Annotated in this window: 18 protein-coding genes and 1 pseudogene; 14 read left to right on the forward strand and 5 right to left on the reverse strand. The window is 74.2% G+C overall.

Translation table 11 applies throughout. The features are described from left to right. The first annotated feature begins 151 nt into the window (after positions 1 to 151). On the forward strand, positions 152 to 1342 hold the full coding sequence (locus tag EV372_RS22980; RefSeq protein WP_130397718.1) for a mycothiol transferase: 1191 nt from the start codon (positions 152 to 154) through the stop codon (positions 1340 to 1342). A gap of 65 nt (positions 1343 to 1407) precedes the next feature. On the opposite strand, the gene EV372_RS22985 is transcribed toward EV372_RS22980, so the two are convergent. Next, complete coding sequence (locus EV372_RS22985) at positions 1408 to 2685, reverse strand: MFS transporter (protein ID WP_253793025.1); 1278 nt, start codon at positions 2683 to 2685, stop codon at positions 1408 to 1410. A 60-nt stretch (positions 2686 to 2745) separates the two neighbouring features. On the opposite strand from EV372_RS22985, the gene EV372_RS22990 reads away from it, so the two are divergent. The 9 genes from EV372_RS22990 to EV372_RS23030 all read left to right on the forward strand — a co-directional run bounded on the left by EV372_RS22990 (position 2746) and on the right by EV372_RS23030 (position 10070). Then, a complete protein-coding gene (locus EV372_RS22990; protein ID WP_013152750.1) occupies positions 2746 to 3105 on the forward strand; it encodes an ArsR/SmtB family transcription factor in 360 nt (119 codons plus the stop codon). Positions 3106 to 3415: 310 nt separating this feature from the next. Further along, positions 3416 to 3841: a hypothetical protein gene (locus tag EV372_RS22995; RefSeq protein ID WP_130397720.1), complete on the forward strand. Its 426-nt coding sequence runs from the start codon at positions 3416 to 3418 to the stop codon at positions 3839 to 3841. 124 nt (positions 3842 to 3965) lie between these two features. Then, entirely contained in the window at positions 3966 to 4649 is a 684-nt protein-coding gene (locus EV372_RS23000) for a DsbA family protein (RefSeq protein WP_130397721.1), read from the forward strand. Continuing rightward, positions 4646 to 5290: a vitamin K epoxide reductase family protein gene (locus tag EV372_RS23005; RefSeq protein ID WP_130397722.1), complete on the forward strand. Its 645-nt coding sequence runs from the start codon at positions 4646 to 4648 to the stop codon at positions 5288 to 5290. The genes EV372_RS23000 and EV372_RS23005 overlap by 4 nt, the downstream gene beginning before the upstream one ends. A 100-nt stretch (positions 5291 to 5390) precedes the next feature. Continuing rightward, a complete protein-coding gene (locus EV372_RS23010; RefSeq protein ID WP_130397723.1) occupies positions 5391 to 6512 on the forward strand; it encodes an NAD-dependent epimerase/dehydratase family protein in 1122 nt (373 codons plus the stop codon). An 18-nt stretch (positions 6513 to 6530) separates the two neighbouring features. Next, positions 6531 to 7301: a glycosyltransferase family 2 protein gene (locus tag EV372_RS23015; RefSeq protein ID WP_130397724.1), complete on the forward strand. Its 771-nt coding sequence runs from the start codon at positions 6531 to 6533 to the stop codon at positions 7299 to 7301. Beyond that, positions 7298 to 7966, forward strand: coding sequence for a TIGR04282 family arsenosugar biosynthesis glycosyltransferase (locus EV372_RS23020; protein WP_130397725.1), 669 nt, complete (start codon positions 7298 to 7300; stop codon positions 7964 to 7966). Before EV372_RS23015 ends, EV372_RS23020 begins: the two co-directional genes overlap by 4 nt. Further along, a complete protein-coding gene (locus EV372_RS23025) occupies positions 7963 to 8676 on the forward strand; it encodes a class I SAM-dependent methyltransferase (protein ID WP_253793035.1) in 714 nt (237 codons plus the stop codon). The genes EV372_RS23020 and EV372_RS23025 overlap by 4 nt, the downstream gene beginning before the upstream one ends. Further along, positions 8673 to 10070: a hypothetical protein gene (locus tag EV372_RS23030; protein ID WP_130397727.1), complete on the forward strand. Its 1398-nt coding sequence runs from the start codon at positions 8673 to 8675 to the stop codon at positions 10068 to 10070. Before EV372_RS23025 ends, EV372_RS23030 begins: the two co-directional genes overlap by 4 nt. A gap of 231 nt (positions 10071 to 10301) precedes the next feature. Here EV372_RS23030 and EV372_RS23035 read toward each other — a convergent pair whose 3' ends face one another. Then, a complete protein-coding gene (locus tag EV372_RS23035) occupies positions 10302 to 11912 on the reverse strand; it encodes an alpha/beta hydrolase (RefSeq protein WP_130397728.1) in 1611 nt (536 codons plus the stop codon). Positions 11913 to 12317: 405 nt separating this feature from the next. Next, a complete protein-coding gene (locus tag EV372_RS23040) occupies positions 12318 to 12950 on the reverse strand; it encodes a DUF2461 domain-containing protein (RefSeq protein WP_130397729.1) in 633 nt (210 codons plus the stop codon). A gap of 325 nt (positions 12951 to 13275) precedes the next feature. On the opposite strand from EV372_RS23040, the gene EV372_RS23045 reads away from it, so the two are divergent. Next, entirely contained in the window at positions 13276 to 13557 is a 282-nt protein-coding gene (locus EV372_RS23045; RefSeq protein ID WP_130397730.1) for a DUF6881 domain-containing protein, read from the forward strand. A gap of 6 nt (positions 13558 to 13563) precedes the next feature. On the opposite strand, the pseudogene EV372_RS29525 reads toward EV372_RS23045, so the two are convergent. Further along, positions 13564 to 13983 (reverse strand): annotated as a pseudogene (locus EV372_RS29525) (IS5/IS1182 family transposase); the annotation flags it as partial. Positions 13984 to 14146: 163 nt separating this feature from the next. Here EV372_RS29525 and EV372_RS23050 point away from each other — a divergent pair. From EV372_RS23050 to EV372_RS23060, 3 genes are read left to right on the forward strand one after another with little or no spacing between them, the layout of a single operon-like run. Further along, on the forward strand, positions 14147 to 14818 hold the full coding sequence (locus tag EV372_RS23050) for an ATP-binding cassette domain-containing protein (protein WP_253793039.1): 672 nt from the start codon (positions 14147 to 14149) through the stop codon (positions 14816 to 14818). After that, complete coding sequence (locus tag EV372_RS23055; protein ID WP_130397732.1) at positions 14815 to 16104, forward strand: DUF7224 domain-containing protein; 1290 nt, start codon at positions 14815 to 14817, stop codon at positions 16102 to 16104. The genes EV372_RS23050 and EV372_RS23055 overlap by 4 nt, the downstream gene beginning before the upstream one ends. Then, positions 16101 to 16688 carry a hypothetical protein gene (locus tag EV372_RS23060; RefSeq protein ID WP_130397733.1) on the forward strand — a complete coding sequence of 196 codons (588 nt, stop codon included), beginning with the start codon at positions 16101 to 16103 and terminating at the stop codon, positions 16686 to 16688. Before EV372_RS23055 ends, EV372_RS23060 begins: the two co-directional genes overlap by 4 nt. Before the next feature lie 397 nt (positions 16689 to 17085). Here the strand turns inward: EV372_RS23060 and EV372_RS23065 are convergent, their stop codons facing one another. Beyond that, entirely contained in the window at positions 17086 to 18276 is a 1191-nt protein-coding gene (locus tag EV372_RS23065) for an MFS transporter (protein WP_130397734.1), read from the reverse strand. Between the last annotated feature and the right edge of the window lie 61 nt (positions 18277 to 18337).

Raw genomic sequence — 18337 nt, forward strand, 5'->3', positions numbered from 1 at the left:
CCCGCTCGCGGCGGCTCCGCGACCGGCACGCCGGAGGCGCGGCCGCCGGGGGAGAGGACCGGGACCACCGGGGGCGCGCCGCGCGCACGTGCTTTTGCAGTTCTGCACGAGAGCTGGCCCGGCGGCCCCGGCGGCGCGAACACTGGCGTCCATGGAGACAGACAAGGACACCTCGCCCAGCCGGGAGTTCTGGGAACCCCACTACCGGGGTGAGGACCCCTCGACGCCGCCGCCCGGCCCCAACGCGGCCTTCGCCCGCCTCGCCGGGGAACTGGCCCTGGTGCCACCGCCGGAACCGGAGCGCGGGGCGGACGCGCGCCGCGCCCTCGAACTCGCCTGCGGCCGGGGCGGGGACGCCCTGTGGCTGGCGGGCCGGGGATGGGACGTCACGGCCGTCGACGTCGCGGAACACGCCCTGGCCGTGCTGGCCGAGCGGGCCCGCCGGGCCGGGGTGGAGGACCGCCTCACCACGCGGCGCCACGACCTGGCGCTGTCGGTGCCCGACGCCGGACCGTGGGACCTGGTCTACGCGAACTACTTCCACACGCCGGTGGACATCGACCGTGACGCCGTGCTGCGCCGGGTCTCGCGGTCGGTGGGCGGGGGCGGGCTGCTGGTCGTGATCGACCACGCGTCCAGTGCGCCCTGGTCCTGGGAACAGCGCGACGACTTCCCCGCCCCCGAGGAGCTGTGGCGGTCGCTGGACCTGGGCGCGGACTGGACCGGCCTCGTGTGCGAGCGGCGTTCGCGGCTGGCCCACGGCCCCGACGGCCGCAGCGCACGGGTGAGCGACAACGTGGTGGTGGCCCGGCGCCGCACGGGGGCGACGCCGAAGGGTTCCACGAGGACGGCCGAGACACCCTCGCGCCGACGCGACCAGCCCCCGCCCAGGACGGGGTCCGCGGAGAAGGAGGTCCTCACGGGGTTCCTGGCCTACCTGCGCGAGAGCGTCCTCACCAAGCTGGACGGCGCGCCGGAGCAGCACGTGCGCACTCCGGGCGTCGCGTCCGGCACGAACCTGCTCGGCCTGGTCAAGCACCTGGCCCACGTCGAGCGCGCCCTCTTCCTCGGCGAGGAGGTCAGCGACTGGCAGGCCACGTTCCACGCCGACACCGGCGAGACCACGGCGGGCGTTCTGGAGGGATACCGCGCGGCCGTGGCCGCCGCCGACCGTGCCATAGCCGACTGCGACGACCTCGGCGGGCCCGCGCACGCGGGGCGCCGGAACGGATCCGCCCCGTCGATGCGGTGGGCGCTCGTGCACATGATCGAGGAGACCGGCCGCCACGCCGGGCACCTGGACATCCTCCGTGAACTGGTGGACGGCAGGACCGGCCGCTGAACGCCGCCGCGACGTCCCCCGCGCCCCTCCCGCCGCCTCAAGGGCGGGCCGGGGCGGCGGGGGCGTCAGCGGTCCCCGGCCGCGGGGGAGGGGTCCGCGGTGACCGCGCCGGGGCGCCACAGGCCCGCCGCCGCCAGGGCGCACGCGCCCGTGAGCACCCCGGCGCCGCCCAGCACCAGGACCGGTTCCAGGCCCCCGGCCCACCCGGCCAGCGGGTAGGTGAGCAGGAAGCAGGCGTGGGAGAGCGAGAACTGGGCGGCGAATACCCCCGCCAGCGCGCCCTCGGGAGCGGCCTCGCGCAGCAGTCGCCCCGTGGGCGCGGACACCAGCGCGCACCCCGCGCCCAGCACCGCCCACCCCGCGCCGAGCACCAGCGGTCCCGGCGCCAGGGCCCAGCCCAGCGCCAGGGCCGCCGCTCCCGCCGTGAGGACGCCGGGACCGGTGAGCATGAGCGCGCGCGTGCCGAACCGCTCCACCAGAGCCCCCAGCGCCAGCGCCACCGCCATGGAACCGCCGCCGAAGCAGGCCAGCACCAGCGCCACGGCGGTGTCGCCGCCGCCCAGGTGGGAGCGGACGAGGACGACGGTGTCGACCAGGACCAGGGCGGTGACCACGGCCACCGCCGTGTTCAACGCCGTCAGCGCCAGCAGGCGCCGGTCGGTGCCGAAGGCCCGCCAGCTCGCCGCGGCCCGGCGCGGACTCCGCGACCCGGGGGTCGGGGCGGGCAGGGCGGTGGTGGCCACCAGGGCGGCGGAGACGGCGAAGCCGAGCGCGGTCAGCGCGAACAGGCCGTCGAAGGGCACCGCGAGCAGCACGAGAGCGGCCAGCAGCGGCGAGGCCAGCGCCTCCAGGTCGTAGGCCAGCCGGGACAGGGCCAGCGCCGAGGTGTAGCCGCGGTCGTCCACCAGTTCGGGTATGACCGCCTGGAAGGTGGGGGTGAAGGTCGCCGAGGCGCACTGGAGCACGGCGATGAGCGCGTACACCTGCCAGACCTGGTCCACGAACGGCAGACAGGCCACCGCCAGGGCGCGCACCGCGTCCGAGCCCACCAGCACCGCCTTGCGCGGGGTCCGGGCCAGGGCCGCGGTCAGCAACGGCCCCGCGCCCACGTAGGCGAGCATCTTGACGGTCAGGGCGGTGGCCACCACCTGCCCCGCCCGGCCCGGAGCCAGCTCGTAGGCCAGCAGCGCCAGGGCGACCGTGGCCAGCCCGGTGCCCGCCAGCGCCGCGACCTGGGCGTAGAACAACCTGCGGTAGGACGCGAAGTCCGTCAGCACCCGCCACACCACGACCACCACCCGGAGAAGGGAGAACACGACCAGGCGCACCATATGTGTGCGCAAGTACGCACATGATGTCATATGTCGCGGGGTCCTCCCTCCTCCGGGCCCTAGACTGCGCACATGCGCACCAGCGACGAGCAGGCCGTCCCCAGCCGCGTGCACCCGGCTCCGCCCGAACCCGAGCGGCTCGCCGTGGCCGCGAGCGTGTTCGCCCTGCTGGCCGACCCCACCCGACTGCACCTGCTGTGGACCCTGGCCGGGGGAGAGGCGGACGTGGGCCAGCTGACCGAGGCCTGCGGAGCGTCGCGCACCGCGGTCTCCCAGCACCTGGCCAAACTGCGCCTGGCCGGTCTGGTGGAATTCCGCAAGGAGTCCCGGCACGCCATCTACCAGCTGCGCGACGGCCATCTGCGCCGCCTGGTGCTGGAGGCGCTCAACCACGCCGACCACGTCGTCACGGGCGAACCCTTCCACGACTGACGCCGCGCCAGTCAGCGGACACCGCACGGCGCGCACGGCGCGAACGGGCCGCGCGCCCGCCCGGAGCGGGGCCGGAGGGCAGGGCCCGGCCCGGTGGGCCGCCCCGGGGCGGCCGCGCCGCCGCGGGGCCGAGACGGCCGCGAGGTCCGCGCGCCGACCCGGGGGAAGCCCGACGAGCGGTTCGCGCCTGTCGGAGTCCTGCTCGCAGGAGGCGCGTCCGGGCCAGGGGCCCGCCGTCAGGACCCGTGGCGGTCCCCCCTATCCCGTGGCCGCCGAAGGCCCCGGCGGCACCACCGCTACAGTTCCTGGCATGGACCGGCACACCTCCACGCGGCGACAGCGCACCCTCGCGGTGCCGCTGGTCGCGCTGGTGCTCATGTGCTTCATGTGCGCGCTGTGCCACAGCACGGGCCCGGTCGCCCAGGCCGTTCCCGCTGCCACGGCCGCCGCGTCCACCGCTGCCACGGCCGACTGTCCGGAGCGGTCCCGGGAGGCCGCCGCGGTCACCGACGCGGCCCCGGCCCCGGCCCCGCAGACCGCGCACGCGTGCGAGGTGACCGAGGGACACGGACTGCCCACCGCGCCGCCCCTGTTCCTCGTCGCGCTCGGCGTCGCCCTGGTCCTCGCGCTTCTGCTGGCCCCGCGGCCGGGACCGGCCCCGCGCCCCGTCAGCCGCCCGCCCCTGGCACCCCACGGGTACGGGCTGCTGACCCTGCTCTGCGTCCAACGGGTCTAGGACACGGTCACCCGCCCCCTCCCCGCGCCCCGCGCGAGGGGCCCCAGCCGCGCCCCGCGCGGCCCCTCCCCATGACCGTCTCCCCGGGCGCGCTCCGCCGCGCCCCGCACCCCAGGACACCCACATGAGCAAGAACCTCGGCATCACCCTCGGCCTGATCATGGTCGCCGTCATCGGACTGGGCCTCCTCATCGCCCTCGACGACCGGGGCGGCACCGCCCCCGCGGCCCCGGACGGCTCCGCCGACCCGCAGGCCGCACCCACCGCACCGGCCGGGCTCCTGGTCCGCGAGGACAGCCGCCACCTCGACCGGGTGGAGGAGGCACCGGTGACGGTCGTGGAGTTCCTCGACTTCGAGTGCGAGGCCTGCCGCGCCCAGTTCCCCGTCATGGAACGGATCCGCGAGGACTACGACGGGCGGATCAACACGGTCATCCGCTACTTCCCCATGCCCGGGCACACCAACGCCGAGCCCGCCGCCGCGGCCGTGGAGGCCGCCGCCCAGCAGGGCGCGCTGGAACAGATGTACGTCCGGATGTACGAGACCCAGGCCGAATGGGGCGAGTCCCGGGACACCAAGGCCGAGGTGTTCGTCGGCTTCGCCGAGGACCTGGGCCTGGACACGGAGGAGTTCGTCCGGGCCGTGGAGGACCCCGCCACGCTGGAGCGCGTGCGGTCCGACTTCCGGGACGGCGTCGCCCTGGGCGTGCGGGGCACCCCGACCATCTTCGTCAACGGCCGCCCCACCCCGAGCATGCCCAGCTACGAGACGCTCTCGGCGATGATCGACCGGGAGCTGGAGGGTTGAGCGCCCCGACCGCGCCCCGCCGCGCCGCGGCGTCCCCGCCCGGGGCCGCCACACCCGTCATCAGCCGGGCCCTGCCCTGGCTGCTCACCCTGGGCGGCGGCGCCGGGCTGCTCGCGGCCCTGGCCCTGCTGGTGGAGAAGATCCGGGTGCTGGCCGACCCCGGGCACGTGCCCGCGTGCAGCCTCGACCCGGTGCTCTCCTGCGGCACCGTCATGGCCGCCCCGCAGGCCGAGGTCCTCGGCGTGCCCAACCCGGTCATCGGCGTGGTCTGCTTCGCCGTGGTCACCACCGTCGGCGCGGCGCTGGCCGCCGGGGCGCGCCTGGACCGCTGGTTCTGGCTCGGGCTCCAGGCGGGCGTGGTGTTCGGCGCCGTCTTCGTGCACTGGCTGATCTTCCAGAGCCTGTACCGCATCGGCGCGCTGTGCCCGTACTGCGTGGTCGTGTGGGCGGTGACGGTCCCGCTCTTCTGGTACGTCACCCTGCACAACGTGCGCTCCGCGCACCTGCCCGCGCCGGCGTGGGCAGCCGGACCCCTGGACCTGCTGGCCCGCAACCACACCGTCGTGCTCACCGTGTGGGCGCTGGCGGTCGTCGGCGCCGTCGCCCAGGCGTTCTGGACCTACTGGTCCACGCTGCTGTGAACCCGTCCTCCCCTGCGGGCCGCCACGCGCGTCGGCGGATCGGCGCCGACGCGCGTGGCGCAACCCGTGACGGAGCGTGCGCGAAACGTAGGTTGGGTCCATGCGCGTACTGGTCACGGGTGGTGCCGGGTTCATCGGATCGAGGGTCGCGGAGGAACTCCGCCTGGCCGGGCACGAGGCGGTCACCCTCGACGCCTACCTGCCCCAGGCCCACACCGGGAGGGACACCGAGCACAGAACCGTGGACGTCGTGGGCGACGTCCGGGACGGCGAGATCGTCGAACGCGCCCTGCGGGGCGTGGACGCGGTCTGCCACCAGGCGGCGATGGTGGGGCTGGGCTCCGCGGACTTCCTGGACGCCCCCGACTACGTCCGCTGCAACGACCTGGGCACGGCGGTCCTGCTGGCCGCCATGGCCGGGACCGGCGTCCGCGACATCGTCATGGCCGGTTCGATGGTCGTCTACGGGGAGGGGCGCTACACGTGCCCCGAGCACGGCGACGTCCGTCCCGGCCCGAGGGCGGAGGCGGACCTGCGGGCGGGGGTGTTCGATCCGCCGTGCCCCCGGTGCGCGGCCCCGCTCGTGCCCGGTCTGGTGGGGGAGGACGCGCCGAGCGACCCGCGCAACGTCTACGCCACCACGAAGCTGGCGCAGGAGCACCTGTGCGCGGCGTGGGCCCGGTCCGTCGGCGGACGCGCGGTGTCGCTGCGCTACCACAACGTGTACGGGCCGGGGATGCCGCGCGACACCCCGTACGCGGGCGTGGCCTCCTTCTTCCGCTCGGCGCTGGCCCGGGGCGAGGCGCCCCGCGTGTTCGAGGACGGCCGCCAGCGGCGCGACTTCGTGCACGTGGGCGACGTGGCGCGGGCCAACGTGGCGGCCCTGGAGGCCGTCGCGGGCAGGGCCCCGGGTGAGCTGTCCGCCTTCAACACCGGCAGCGGGACCCCGCACACCATCGGCGAGATGGCCCGGGCGCTGGCGGACGCGCACGGCGGTCCCGAACCCGTGGTCACCGGCGAGTACCGGCTCGGCGACGTCCGGCACATCACCGCCTCCTCCGACCGGCTGAGGCGGGAGCTGTCCTGGCGGCCCAGGGTCGGCTTCGCCGAGGGGATGGCCGAGTTCGCCCGCGCCGAACTGCGAGGTTCGACCGGTTCGGCGGCGCCGGAGGCCGAGGCGTCCGCGTGTCGCGACCGCCTTTCCCGGCCTGTGTCCACCTGACTTCGTAGCGTAACCAGAGTGAGTACAGAACCACACGAGTACGGCCAGGACGAACCGGCGCAGGCGCCGCCCGACACGGCGGGCGGCGACCCGCCGCCACCGGTCGACGTGGTGCTGCCCTGTCTGGACGAGGCGTCCGCCCTGCCCTGGGTCGTCGAACGCGTCCCACCGGGGTGGCGGGCGATCGTCGTGGACAACGGGTCCACGGACGGCTCGGCGGGCATCGCCGCGGAGCTGGGGGCCCTCGTCGTCTCCGAACCGCGCAGGGGGTTCGGCGCGGCGTGCCACGCGGGCCTGTCCGCCGCGACCGCCGAGTTCGTCTGCTTCTGCGACTGCGACGCCTCCCTGGACCCCGCCCTGCTCCCGGAGATGGTCGAACGGGTGCGGGTCGGCGGGGCGGACCTGGTCCTGGGCAGGCGGCGCCCCGTCCGCCGGGGGGTCTGGCCGGCGCACGCCAGGATCGGCAACGCCGTCGTCGCGCGGATGCTGCGCTCGCGGACCGGGGTGCGGGTGCGCGACATCGGTCCGATGCGCGCCGCCCGCAGGGTGGACCTGCTCAAACTGGGGATGACCGACCGGCGCTCGGGCTACCCGCTGGAGACGGTCGTGCGCGCCGCCGACGCCGGGTGGCGGGTCGACGAGGTGGACGTCCCCTACCTGCCCAGGTCGGGGGCCTCCAAGGTGACGGGGACGTGGCGCGGCACGTGGACCGCCGTGCGCGACATGACGGCGGTGCTGCGCGAGCCGCCGGGCCCGGAGGGAGTGCGCGCGAGGGGAGGGCGGCCATGACCCGGGCCGGTGACCCCGACCTCCCCTCAGGGGGGACCACCCTGATGGTGATCGCCAAGGAACCCGTCCCCGGACGGGTCAAGACACGGCTGACCCCCGAGTACTCGCCGAGGGAGGCCGCCGCGGTCGCCGAGGCCGCCCTGGCCGACACCCTGCACACGGTGCGCTCCCTCCCCGCCAGCAGAAGGCTCCTGGTGCTGGCGGGGCGGCCCGGACCCTGGCTCCCGCCGGGGTTCGAGGTGGTCCCGCAGTCGGGCGGCGGGCTCGACGAACGGCTCGCGCACGCGTTCGCCCGGTGCTCGGGCCCCTCCCTGCTGATCGGTATGGACACCCCCCAGGTGAGCGGGGAACTCCTGGGGCCCGCCCTGGCCCCGGACGCCTGGGAGCGCGCCGACGCGTGGTTCGGCCCGAGCGAGGACGGGGGCTTCTGGGCGCTCGGCCTGGCCGACCCCGACCCCCGCCTGCTGCGCGGCGTCCCGATGTCCACGCGGCACACCGGGCGGTTCCAGCGAGCGCGACTGGTCGGGGCCGGGCTGCGCGTGCGCGACTTGGACGTGCTCACGGACGTGGACACGCCCCGCGACGCCGCGCTGGTGGCCTCGCTCGTCCCCGGCAGCCGCTTCGGCAGGGCGGTCGAACTCGCCAGAGCGGGGTGTCGGCGGTGAGCGCGACCGAGACCGGGATCGACACGAGGCCGGCCCCGTGGCTGTGCGACCCCTACTCGCGGGCGCTCGCCGACGGCCGCGGTCCCCTCTTCCTGCGACGGCCCGACGGGTGGATGCTGCGCCTGGACGTCGAACGCTGGTGCGGGGGGACCGACGCCGCGGACGAGAGCGTGCTGGAGCGCTGCGAGGGCGACACGCTGGACGCCGGGTGCGGCCCCGGGCGCATGGTGGTCGCGCTCGCCGCCCGGGGCCGCCGGGCGCTGGGCGTGGACATGAACCCCGTGGCCGTGTCGCGCGCGGTCGAGGCGGGCGGCCGGGCGGTGTGCGCCTCGGTGTTCGACCCCCTGCCCGGCGAGGGGGCCTGGCGTACCGCGCTGCTGGTGGACGGCAACATCGGTATCGGCGGAGCCCCCGGGGACCTGCTCGCCCGCATGCGGGAGGTCGTGCTGCCCGGCGGCCTGCTCATCGTCGAGACGGCAGCCCACGAGGTCCACGAGTGCGTGACGGTGCAGGTCACCGACGGCCGGGGTGAACCGGGCTCCCCGTTCCCGTGGGCGCGGATCGGGCCCCGCGCCCTGCGGTGGTGCGCGCGGGAGAGCGGGTGGGAGTGGTCGGAGGCCTGGCAGGTGCGGGGGCGCCGGTTCGCGGCGCTGCGCGCGCCGCGGGACAACCCGGCGCCGGGGCGCGCCCGCCCCGCGGTGACGGCGTGACGCGGCCCGGACTCCACCAGTGCGACGCCCGGGGCGCGGTCGGCGCCTCCCGGACGGGACTGCGCGCCGACCTGTCCGCGGCGGCCCTGGCCGCGCTCCTCTTCACGGCGGCCGCCGTCCTCGGCACCCGCATCGAGCGCGCCCACGGCGTCCTGCACGTGGACTGGCCGCCGCTGTACGCGTCCTGGTTCCCGCACACGGGGCCCGGTACGGTCCCCGCCCTGGCCCTGGCCGTTGTGGTGGCGGCCTGCGGTCCCGCGGCGGCGCGGGCCCTGCCCTGGCGCGCCCTGGTGTGGGCGGTCTGGGCCTCGTCCGTGCTCTGGACCACCGCGCTCGCGCTGGTCGACGGCTGGCGGCGCGGGATCGTCAGCCGCATGCTGTCGCCCCACGAGTACCTGTCCTCGGTGGACCGCTTCCAGGACGTGGGCGCGGCGCTGAGCACGTTCACCCGGCACATCCTCATCGGGCAGCCCGACAACTGGCCCACGCACGTGGCCGGACACCCCCCGGGCGCCGTCCTGACCTTCGTCGCGCTGGACCGGATCGGCCTGGGCGGCGGGGCGTGGGCCGGGATGTGGTGCGTCGTGGTCGGCGGCTCGGCCGCCGCCGCGGTCCTGGTCGCGATGCGCGCGCTCGGCGCGGAGTCGGCGGCGCGCCGGGCGGCCCCGTTCCTCGTGCTGCTGCCCGCCGCGGTGTGGGTGGGCACGTCGGCGGACGGGTACTTCGCGGCGGTCACCGCGTGGGGCCTGGCCCTGCTCGCCGTGGCCGCGGCGCCCGACGCGCGTGCGCCGCGCGCCACCGCGCTGGCGGCCGGTCTGCTCCTGGGGTGGTCGGTGTACCTGTCCTACGGGCTCGTCCTCATCGGAATCCCGGCCGTGGCGGTGCTCCTGTGCGCGCGGACCGCGCGCCCCCTGCCCTACGCGCTGCTGGGCGCCCTGGCCGTCGCCGCGGCCTTCACGGCGGCCGGTTTCCGGTGGTGGGAGGGCTACCACCTGCTCGTGGAGCGCTACTACCAGGGGTTCGCGTCGGTGCGGCCCTACGGCTACTGGGTCTGGGCGAACCTGGCCGTGGCGTGCCTGACGACCGGGCTCGCGACGGCGGCGGGCCTGCGCCGGGCCCTGGCGCGCCTGCCCGGGGCGGTGCGCGGCCTGCGCCGGGCGCCGTCCCGGGAGGACGCCACGACGGCCCTGCTGGTGGCCGCCGCCCTCGGCGCGGTCGTGGCCGCGACCCTGTCGGGGATGAGCAAGGGCGAGACCGAACGCATCTGGCTGCCGTTCGTGCTGTGGCTCGTCCCGGCCGCCGCCCTCCTGCCGGACCGCCACCACCGGGCCTGGCTGGCCGCCCAGGCGGCCACGGCGCTCGCGGTCAACCACCTGCTGCTCACCGGTTGGTGAACCGGGGCGCTCCGCGGGGCCGGTGCCCGAAGCCTCCGGCGTCCTCGCGGGCACCGGCGAAGGAATCCGTCCGTGGCGCGCCGGGGGAGTCCGCGGGCGGGGCCGGCCGTGGGTCGGCGCGCGGTGGGCGCGCGCCGGGTGCGACCGGACGTGGGGGACGCCGAGGGGCGGGACGGGCGGTGCCGTCCCGCCCCTGACGCTCAGGAGTGGCGACCGTCCCCGACCGTGTGCTCAGGCGGTGTCCTGGAGCCGGTCGAGGGTCTGGGTCCGCGACCGCTGGGTCTGGCCGTCGAGCCCCAGCCCGGAGGCCCCGGACGCCCCGCAGGAGACGTCCCGCTCCGGGAACTCGCCGTCGACCAGGTAGCTCGTGGCCACGTCCCAGGCACAGGGGTTGTCGCCGTAGACGTAGGCGCCGTGACCGCTGCCGTCGACGCTCACCAGGCGGGAGCGCTGACCGAACCTCTCGTCCAGCAGCACGCCGCCCAGGTGCGGCGTGGCCGGGTCACGCAGGTTCTGCATGACGAGGACGTTGGCCGGGCCCTCCCCGGTGATCTCCACGGCGGGCTCGGACGGGGCGTCGTTCCAGTAGGCGCAGGGCATGACGTTGGCGGTGGCCGCGCCGTACATCGGGTACCCCTCCCGGTCCTCGGCCACGCCCTGCTGGTACGCGGTCAGGTCCTCGGGCCACTCGACGTCGTTGCAGGTCGTCGCGAGGAACACCGACCAGGCGTTGTCGGAGGGCCACAGCTCGCCCGTCGCCGGCCCGGCGCCGCCGACCGGCGTGCCGCCGAGCCCGCTCTCCTCCATGTGCCGCCGCACCGCCTCCTCGTCCGCGAGGCGCACCGACTGCCACAGCTGCGCCGTCCGCCCGTAGCTGCGCTCGTTGTACAGCCCCACGAAGACGGCCAGCCGGAAGACGTGGCCGTTGACACCGGCCACCGGGCCCTCCTCGTCGAGCCGCTCGGCGGTCTCGAAGTAGGTCTCCCGCACCTGTTCGGGAGAGCCGCCCAGGCCGTAGCTGCCGTCGCGCTCCGCCGCCCACGCGGCGAAGTCGGGGAAGGTCTCCTCGAAGCCCAGGGCGAACCTGCGCATGCCGTCGTAGTCGAGGAAGGTGTCGCCGATGTTGCTGTCGAGCACGATCCGGTCTGTGCTCTCGGGGAACATCGAGGCGTAGGCCGCGCCCAGCGCCGACCCGTAGGACAGCCCGAAGAAGCTGGCCTCCTCCTCACCGAGCGCCGCCCGGATCCGGTCCAGGTCGCGGGCCGTGTTCGCCGTCGAGATGTGGCGCATCAGCCCGTTCTCGTCGCTGCGGGCGCACTGGTCGGCGACCCCCTCGGCGACCGCGGCCTGTTCGGTGACCGCCGCCTCGTCCACGGCGTAGGGCGGGATGTTGCCGAAGTACTCCTGGTCGGTGGTGAAGCCGCAGCTCACCGCCGAGGAGTGCCCGACCCCGCGGGTGTCCATGCCGATCAGGTCGTAGCTGTTCAGGACGCTGGCGGGCATGCCCAGGGAGGCCAGGTCCGCGGGCATCGACAGCCCGGACCCGCCCGGGCCGCCGGGGTTGAGCAGCAGCACGCCGCGCCTCTGGTCCGGGTCCGTGCTGGCCAGCCGCGACACCATGATCCCGATCTCGGCGCCCTCGGGGTCGTCGTAGTCCACGGGCACCGGCACGGTGGCGCACTCCAGCGGGTGCGTCCCGGCCGGGACGTCCTCGGGGCAGGCGCCCCACTCCAGTGCCGTCGTCGGCGCCCCGCCCCGTTCGTCGGCCGCGGCCGACACCGGGGCGACCAGCGAACCGGTCAGCGAACCGGCCAGCGAACCGGCCAGACATACCGCCACCATCGGGGGCAGGCTTCGGCCCGCGCTCCGCCTTCGTCCCATGTCCCCATCCTCCTGGATCTCGATTTCACCGGCGCTCCGGCGGGCACGGCGTTCCGCCGTCCGTCGCGGAAGGGCCGTGACCGCCGTCACCGGAGGCACGTCTCCAGCCTGCTGTCACTCCGACGAGTCCACCAGTGACACCGTGTCATGGGATGACGGTGAGAACCTCACGGGAAAACCGTGACAGGCACACGTCGTTCGCGGGTGGTGTCGGCGTGCGACGCGGATCCGGACGCCGCGCGGGGCACGGACCAGCGGAGGCCGTCGGTGCTGTCGGCGACCCGCGGTTCGAAGTCGGGCTGCTCGCCCGGACCCACCTCGTGGGGAACCGCCAGGAACCACATGCGGTGGCCGTACCCAGCGGGCTCAGCTGGTGACGTGCCGGTCGAGCCAGTCCATGAGGGGGCCGGTGGCCCGCCAGTCGGCGCGCACGGTGTCCAGGAGCTTCGCGGACAGCGGCACGTCCGACCGCTCCACGTTGTGCTCGGCCCCCAGTGAGCGGTGGCGCAGCAGGTGCACGCGCGGGTGGTCGCCGCTGTACCCGCGTGGGTGGGTCTTGAGGGTGTCGCCGACGATGTCGAAGCCCCGGGCCGTCAGCTCGTCGACGATCCGCGCCAGCCGAGGGCCCTGGCGCTCGTCGTCGACGCCGTCGCGGTAGCGCTCCACCTGCGCGCCCGACATCGCGTGGTAGCCCGCGCCCACCGAGAGCCCCTCCAGGCCGAGCTGGAGGTAGTAGCCGACCGGCCCCTGGGACTGGCTGACCAGGCCCACGTGGGTCTTGTACGGGCTCTTGTCGTGGGAGAAGCGCACGTCGCGGTTGGGGCGGCCCACCTTGATCGGGCCGAAGTCCTCCTCCAGCGCCTCGGCCAGGGCGCGCGCGGGCTCGCGCACCGCGCGCACGTACACCTCGTGGTGGCCGTGGAAGTAGTCCTTGGAGTTGTCCCGGGCCAGGCCGTCGAAGAACGCGAAGGTCTCCTCGGTGAAGCCGGTGAAGTCCATCCCTCTCCTCGTGCTGTGGCGGACGCGCGCCCGCCGTCCTACCCCGGCGGCGCCTCCCCGAACCCGGCCACCGCCCGCAGGGCCTGTCAGGGGCGGTCTCCGAGGCCGCCTGGAGCGGGTGTGGCGCGCGACGTTGTGCCGGGCTCGGAAGTGACGGCGAACGAGGGTGGGGAACAAGGGACGATGCGGAGCGAAAGCCCGCCTTCTGTATCGAAGCCGATGTCAGAGGGCCGGGGGAGAGGGAGGGCTGGCCGGGGCTTTACGGGGTCCCGAACGGTGGGACGCTGGACGCTGTCGGAAGAGCACTGTGTTCTGGAGGGAATCGATGAGATACGTCAAGGTCGCATGGATCCATGAGTCTTCCAGCGAGCCGGTGCTCTATTTTAGCGAGCTTGACGAGGACGGATACGAAACCCGCAAGGTTCAGGTCTATCGAGACGGGAGGGCCGAGTGGGCGGATGAAGATTCTGAGAACGCGGCCGTCGGACTTGCGGAAATACCGTTCCCCCCTGTCGAAGAGATTTCCATCAGGGGAGAACTCGCTGCCGAGGAGATCGATTCTGAGGAGTTTGGCCGCGCTTGGAGCGAAGCCCGTTCGATTTCTTGACGTTCAGCCGGATCCCGCGGGTCGGTGCGTGATGGCGGGTGAGTGATGGTGCTCTCGCCCGCCCTGCAGCTTGCCTGGTTTGCGCCTGCGGGGTCCGCGGTGGGGGAGGCTCGGAGGGATTCCCGCCACCCAGGGCCGTAATGCCTGGCTGTCGTCGGTGTGGACGCCCGAAACCGCCACGGGCAGGGGAAGACCCGCCCGGCAGGTGATCAGGTGGGTCTCCGACCCTTTCTGGCCTCGATCGACGGGATTGGGGCCCGTCAGGTCCCCCGTTGAGGGCCCGCATGTTCACCGAGTCGATCGCGCACCGCGACCAGCCCGGCTCGCCGCGAGCGCCGAACTCATCCGACATGAGCCGGTGGAGCTTGGCCCACACCCGCCCCGGGTCCAGTCGGTGAAACGCAGGTGCGTGGTGGGTTCCGAAGGAAGGCGAAGGCTCTATCGATCTTGCGACGCAGAGGCAAAGAAGCGGGTCGATTAAAATGAATTATCCTCTACCCTTTTGGGGCGCGATAACGTGAAGATCAGAGTCGACCAAGTCACCCACGCCCACGGGTGGTTCGGTGCTCCCGTATTCGAGCGCTTCAGCTTGGACATCCCCGAAGGCCGCACGGTCCTGCTCGGTCCGAACGGGGCAGGCAAGAGCACGCTCATGGCGCTGCTCGCCTCGGCCGCCCTCCCCCGCCGAGGGCGGATCCACATCGGAGACCACCGCACCGACCGTCGACGCGACCTCACCCCCTTGCGCCGTGCCGTGGGCTGGATGCCGCAGACCATCCTCACGGTGACCGGACTGACCGTACGCGAACAGGTCGCCTACCACGCCTGGGCCAAGGGTGAGAACCGCGCCGACGCCTGGGAATCGGCGCTGCGCGCCCTGCGTGCGGTGAACATGACCGAGCTCGCCGACAGGTCCGCCAGGAAGCTCTCCGGCGGACAGCTGCGCCGGGTGGGGCTGGCCCAGAGCATCGTGCACCGACCGAGCGTGCTGCTTTTGGACGAGCCCACCGCGGGACTCGACCCGGCCCAGCGCAACGCCTTCCGCCGCCTCCTCGCCGACCTGGACACCGGCGGGACCGTCCTGGTCTCGACCCACCAGACCGGGGATCTGTCCGACCTGTTCGCGTCGGTGATCGTTCTCGCCGACGGCCGGACCGGTTACCACGGGCCCACCAGCGACTTCCTGGCCCTGGCACCGCAGGAGGACAATCCGGAGCGCCGAGCCGAAGCCGCCTACAGCACCGTTCTGGAGCAGCGATGAGCAAGCGCAAGCTGTGGCTCACCAGCCCCGCGACCTGGCTGGCCCTCCCGCTGCTGGTGATGGTCGGGGTCCTCAACCTCGAGGACGGCCTGACCTTCGCGACCCGTGGCTACTGGGAGGCCGCCACCGCCAAGGCTTCCGAGCCGGTCGCCTACGTCGGCATCGTCGTCGCGCTCTCGGCCACCTGGGAGGCCTCACGTCTGCGTTCGGGCGGAGTGCTCGCCGTGGCCGCTCGACGTCCCCTCCCTGTCATCGCCTCCAGCCTGGTGCCCACCCTGGTCGTCGGGCTCGCGGCCACGCTGCTCTCCCACGGGATGCTCGCCACCCTGGCCGTGGGAGCTCCAGGAGGCCCCTCCTGGCACATCATCGCCGTGAACCTCCTCGCCCTGCTGGGCATCCTCGGTTGGGGCCTCTTCCTCGGGTTCGTGCTCCCACCCCGGTTCTCCCTGGCGGTGTGTCTGGCGAGCACCTACTTCTGGTACCTGCTCATCCCCGCCCACTGGGCCTTCCCGTTGTGGCTGCGCTACCTGTCAGGCGGAGTGCTGGGGGCTCCGTCGGTCTGGGAGGTCAGTGACCCCCGCGCCCATCTGGCCGCCGCTCTCACCGCGGTCGGCCTGTTCACCGTCGGAGCCGTCGCGGCCCTGGCCCGCGACCGGCGCAGAGTCCTGGTGGCCGCCGCACTGGTCCTGCCGCTCACACTGGCCGGGGCGAGCATGACCGTGCGCCCCCTGGACGCCTTCCCCGTGGTCGCCCGCCAGGGCATCACCTGCGATGACGAACCCGTGGACGGGCTCACCCTGTGTCTGTGGCCGGAGCTGGAAGAGGACCGCGCCGAACTCGTGCCCGTCATCGCGGACACGCACCGGACCTTCACCGAGGCCGGACTCGACCTGCCCGACACCGTCTCGGCCGGGCGCGGGCCCCCCGAGCATGCCCTCTGGTTGCCTCTGGAGCCGCGCGCCGACGCGCAGGAGACCGTCCCCCAGGCGTTCGTGACCACGCTCATGCCCTCCGCGCTGCCGGAGTCCTGCCCACCCAGACGTTCACCCGACCTGACCTTGGACACCGTCCACGCCTGGCTGCTGGTCACCAGTGGACTCGTCGACGCCCGCGAACTGCGCCCCTCGCTGAACACCGAGGTCGCCGCCCACCTGGACCGGCTCCTGGAACTGCCTGCGCCCGCGCAGGGAGAGTGGTACAAGGCCAACCGGCCGGTCCTGGAGACGTGTTCGGCCGATCCCGACACCCTCGATCCCACCGGCTTCACACCGCAGGAACAACGGTGATCTGGTGGTGCCGGGCCCGGTGGCTTCCGGCCGCTTTGACCCTGGTCGTGGTGGCCTGGATCGCGGCCCTGCTCTCCGCGGAGCAGATCGTGCCCTTCCCCACCCTGGTGGGTCCCCGTGCCCCCGTTCCGGCCCCCTACCTGATCTGCGCCATGGGACTGGTCGGGCTCGTCTACGGACTCGACCGTTCCCGTTCGGCGCTGGAGAGCACGGCAGCGCGCTCGATCGCTCTGCGCGACGCGGCGCTGGTGGGATCGGTGGCGCTCGCGTGCACGGTGACCGGGGGCGCCGCGGCCGCTCTGGGGGTGCCGGTCGCGGCCGGCTCCGCCCGGGTGATGGTCGCCGCGCTCGGCGCCTACCTGGTGGTGCGCGTGGTGGTGCGCCCGGATCTGGCCGCGTTGGCTCCCCTGGGCCTGCTCACCTGCACCATCGTGGTGTGGGACTCCTCGACCGGGCCGGGCCCCTGGCTGATGGCCGCACCCGAGGACTTCAGCGCGTGGGTACTGAGCGCGGTGCTCTTCATGGCGGGGGTGTTCCTGGTGCTGCGCCCCCCGCGCAGGCGCTTCGTCCGGCTCGGATATTGACGCTCCGGCATCCGTCCGTGCGGTGCCCAAGCGACATGGACGGACCCAGGCGCCATCGTGGGGCGGTGTGGTCGGAAACCGGCCCGGCGACGCCCGGACAGGTGGCCGGGAGGTCCTCGCGTCGGCGGGTCCGGCGCACCGGTCGCCTCCAGCGTTTGTCTTCGGCCAGGGCGTGTTCGGCGGTGACGCGCTCTGAGGAGTGTGCGTGGCGGTGACGCTTCCACCGTTCGTGGAACCCAGGCAGACCACGTTTGGAGGAAGGATCGTTCTCCCCGACTCGCGGGCGGGGGCGGCGGGCGTCCCTGCGCCTGGCCACGACCGTCCCGGCCCCGGAGGAGGGGCTGCACCTGCTGGAGTACCGTCCCGCGGGGTGAGGCTCTCCGCGCTCTCCCGGGGGTCAGGCGTCGGCCCTGGCGGGGGCGCGGCGGATCAGCGCGCTGAGCAGGAGACCGAACCCGGCGGCCGCAGCGGCGGTGGCCGGGACCAGGCCGGGGCTCATGGCGACCGCCGCGCCGCCGAGCACTCCGCCCAGGGCCGCCCCGACGTACACCGAACTGCTGTGCACCGCCATGGCCTGTGAGGCGGCGCGTGTACCCGCCCGGTCGAGCATGAGTGTCTGCAGGCTCGGTGGAACCGCCCACGCGGCGGCTGACCAGACCATGAGCAGGGGCACCACCGCCCACACGGGCACCGGGGCCGCCAGCCACAGCAGGGCCATGGCGGACATCGTCAGGCAGAAGAGCACGACGGCGCACAGGAAGGCGCGGAAGGGCCCGAGGCGGTCCACCAGGCGGCCCGACGCCTGTGTGCCGAGCAGGCCACCGACGCCGGAGCACACCAGCAGCACCGCCAGCAGGGCGGGGGTGACGCCGGAGAGTCCGGAGAGGACGACCGCGATGTAGGTCTGGAAGGCGAGGTTTCCGGCCACGGTCAGGACGGTGATCGCCAGGACGACGGCCACGGTCCGGTCGACCAGCGGGCGGACGAGGTCCGCCAGGGCTCGGGGTTCCTCGTCGGTACCGTCCGAACCGGCGGGCAGGGCGCGGGCGGCGAGGGCGAGGGAGGCCAGTCCCAGGAGCCCGCCGAACACGAAGGTCGCCTGCCAGCCCAGCAGGGCGCCGATCCACGTCCCGAGGGGGACGCCGATCAGGACGGCGCCGGTCAGGCCCGTCATGACGGTGGCCAGGTAGCGGCCCCTGTGCTCGGGCGGGGCCTGTGTGCTCGCGATCGCCAGGGAGGCGGGCAGGACCACCGCAGCGGCCAGCGCCGCCACGACCCGCAGGGCCACGAGCGGGAGGTAGCCGTCGACGAGGGGGACGGCGACGTTGGCGGCCGTGAACACGGCCAGGGCCCAGAACAGGGCCCGCCTGCGGGAGAGCCGGGCGAACACGACCGCCCACAGGGGTGCGGTGAGCGCGTAGACGAGGGAGTAGACGGTGACGAGCTGCCCGGCCGCGGCCTCCGACACGTCCACGTCGGAGGCGATCGACGGGAGCACGCCGATGATGATGAAGTCGTCCGTCTGGACCGCGAAGGCGGCCAGTGCCAGGGCGAGGAGCCACAGGGGAGGCCGTTGGAAACCACTCATGGGATAACGGTAACAAGTGTTTCCCTTATCCGTGTGCCACAGTGGCCTTCCGGAGGTGGGG

The organism is Nocardiopsis sp. CNZ308, assembly GCF_004217075.1.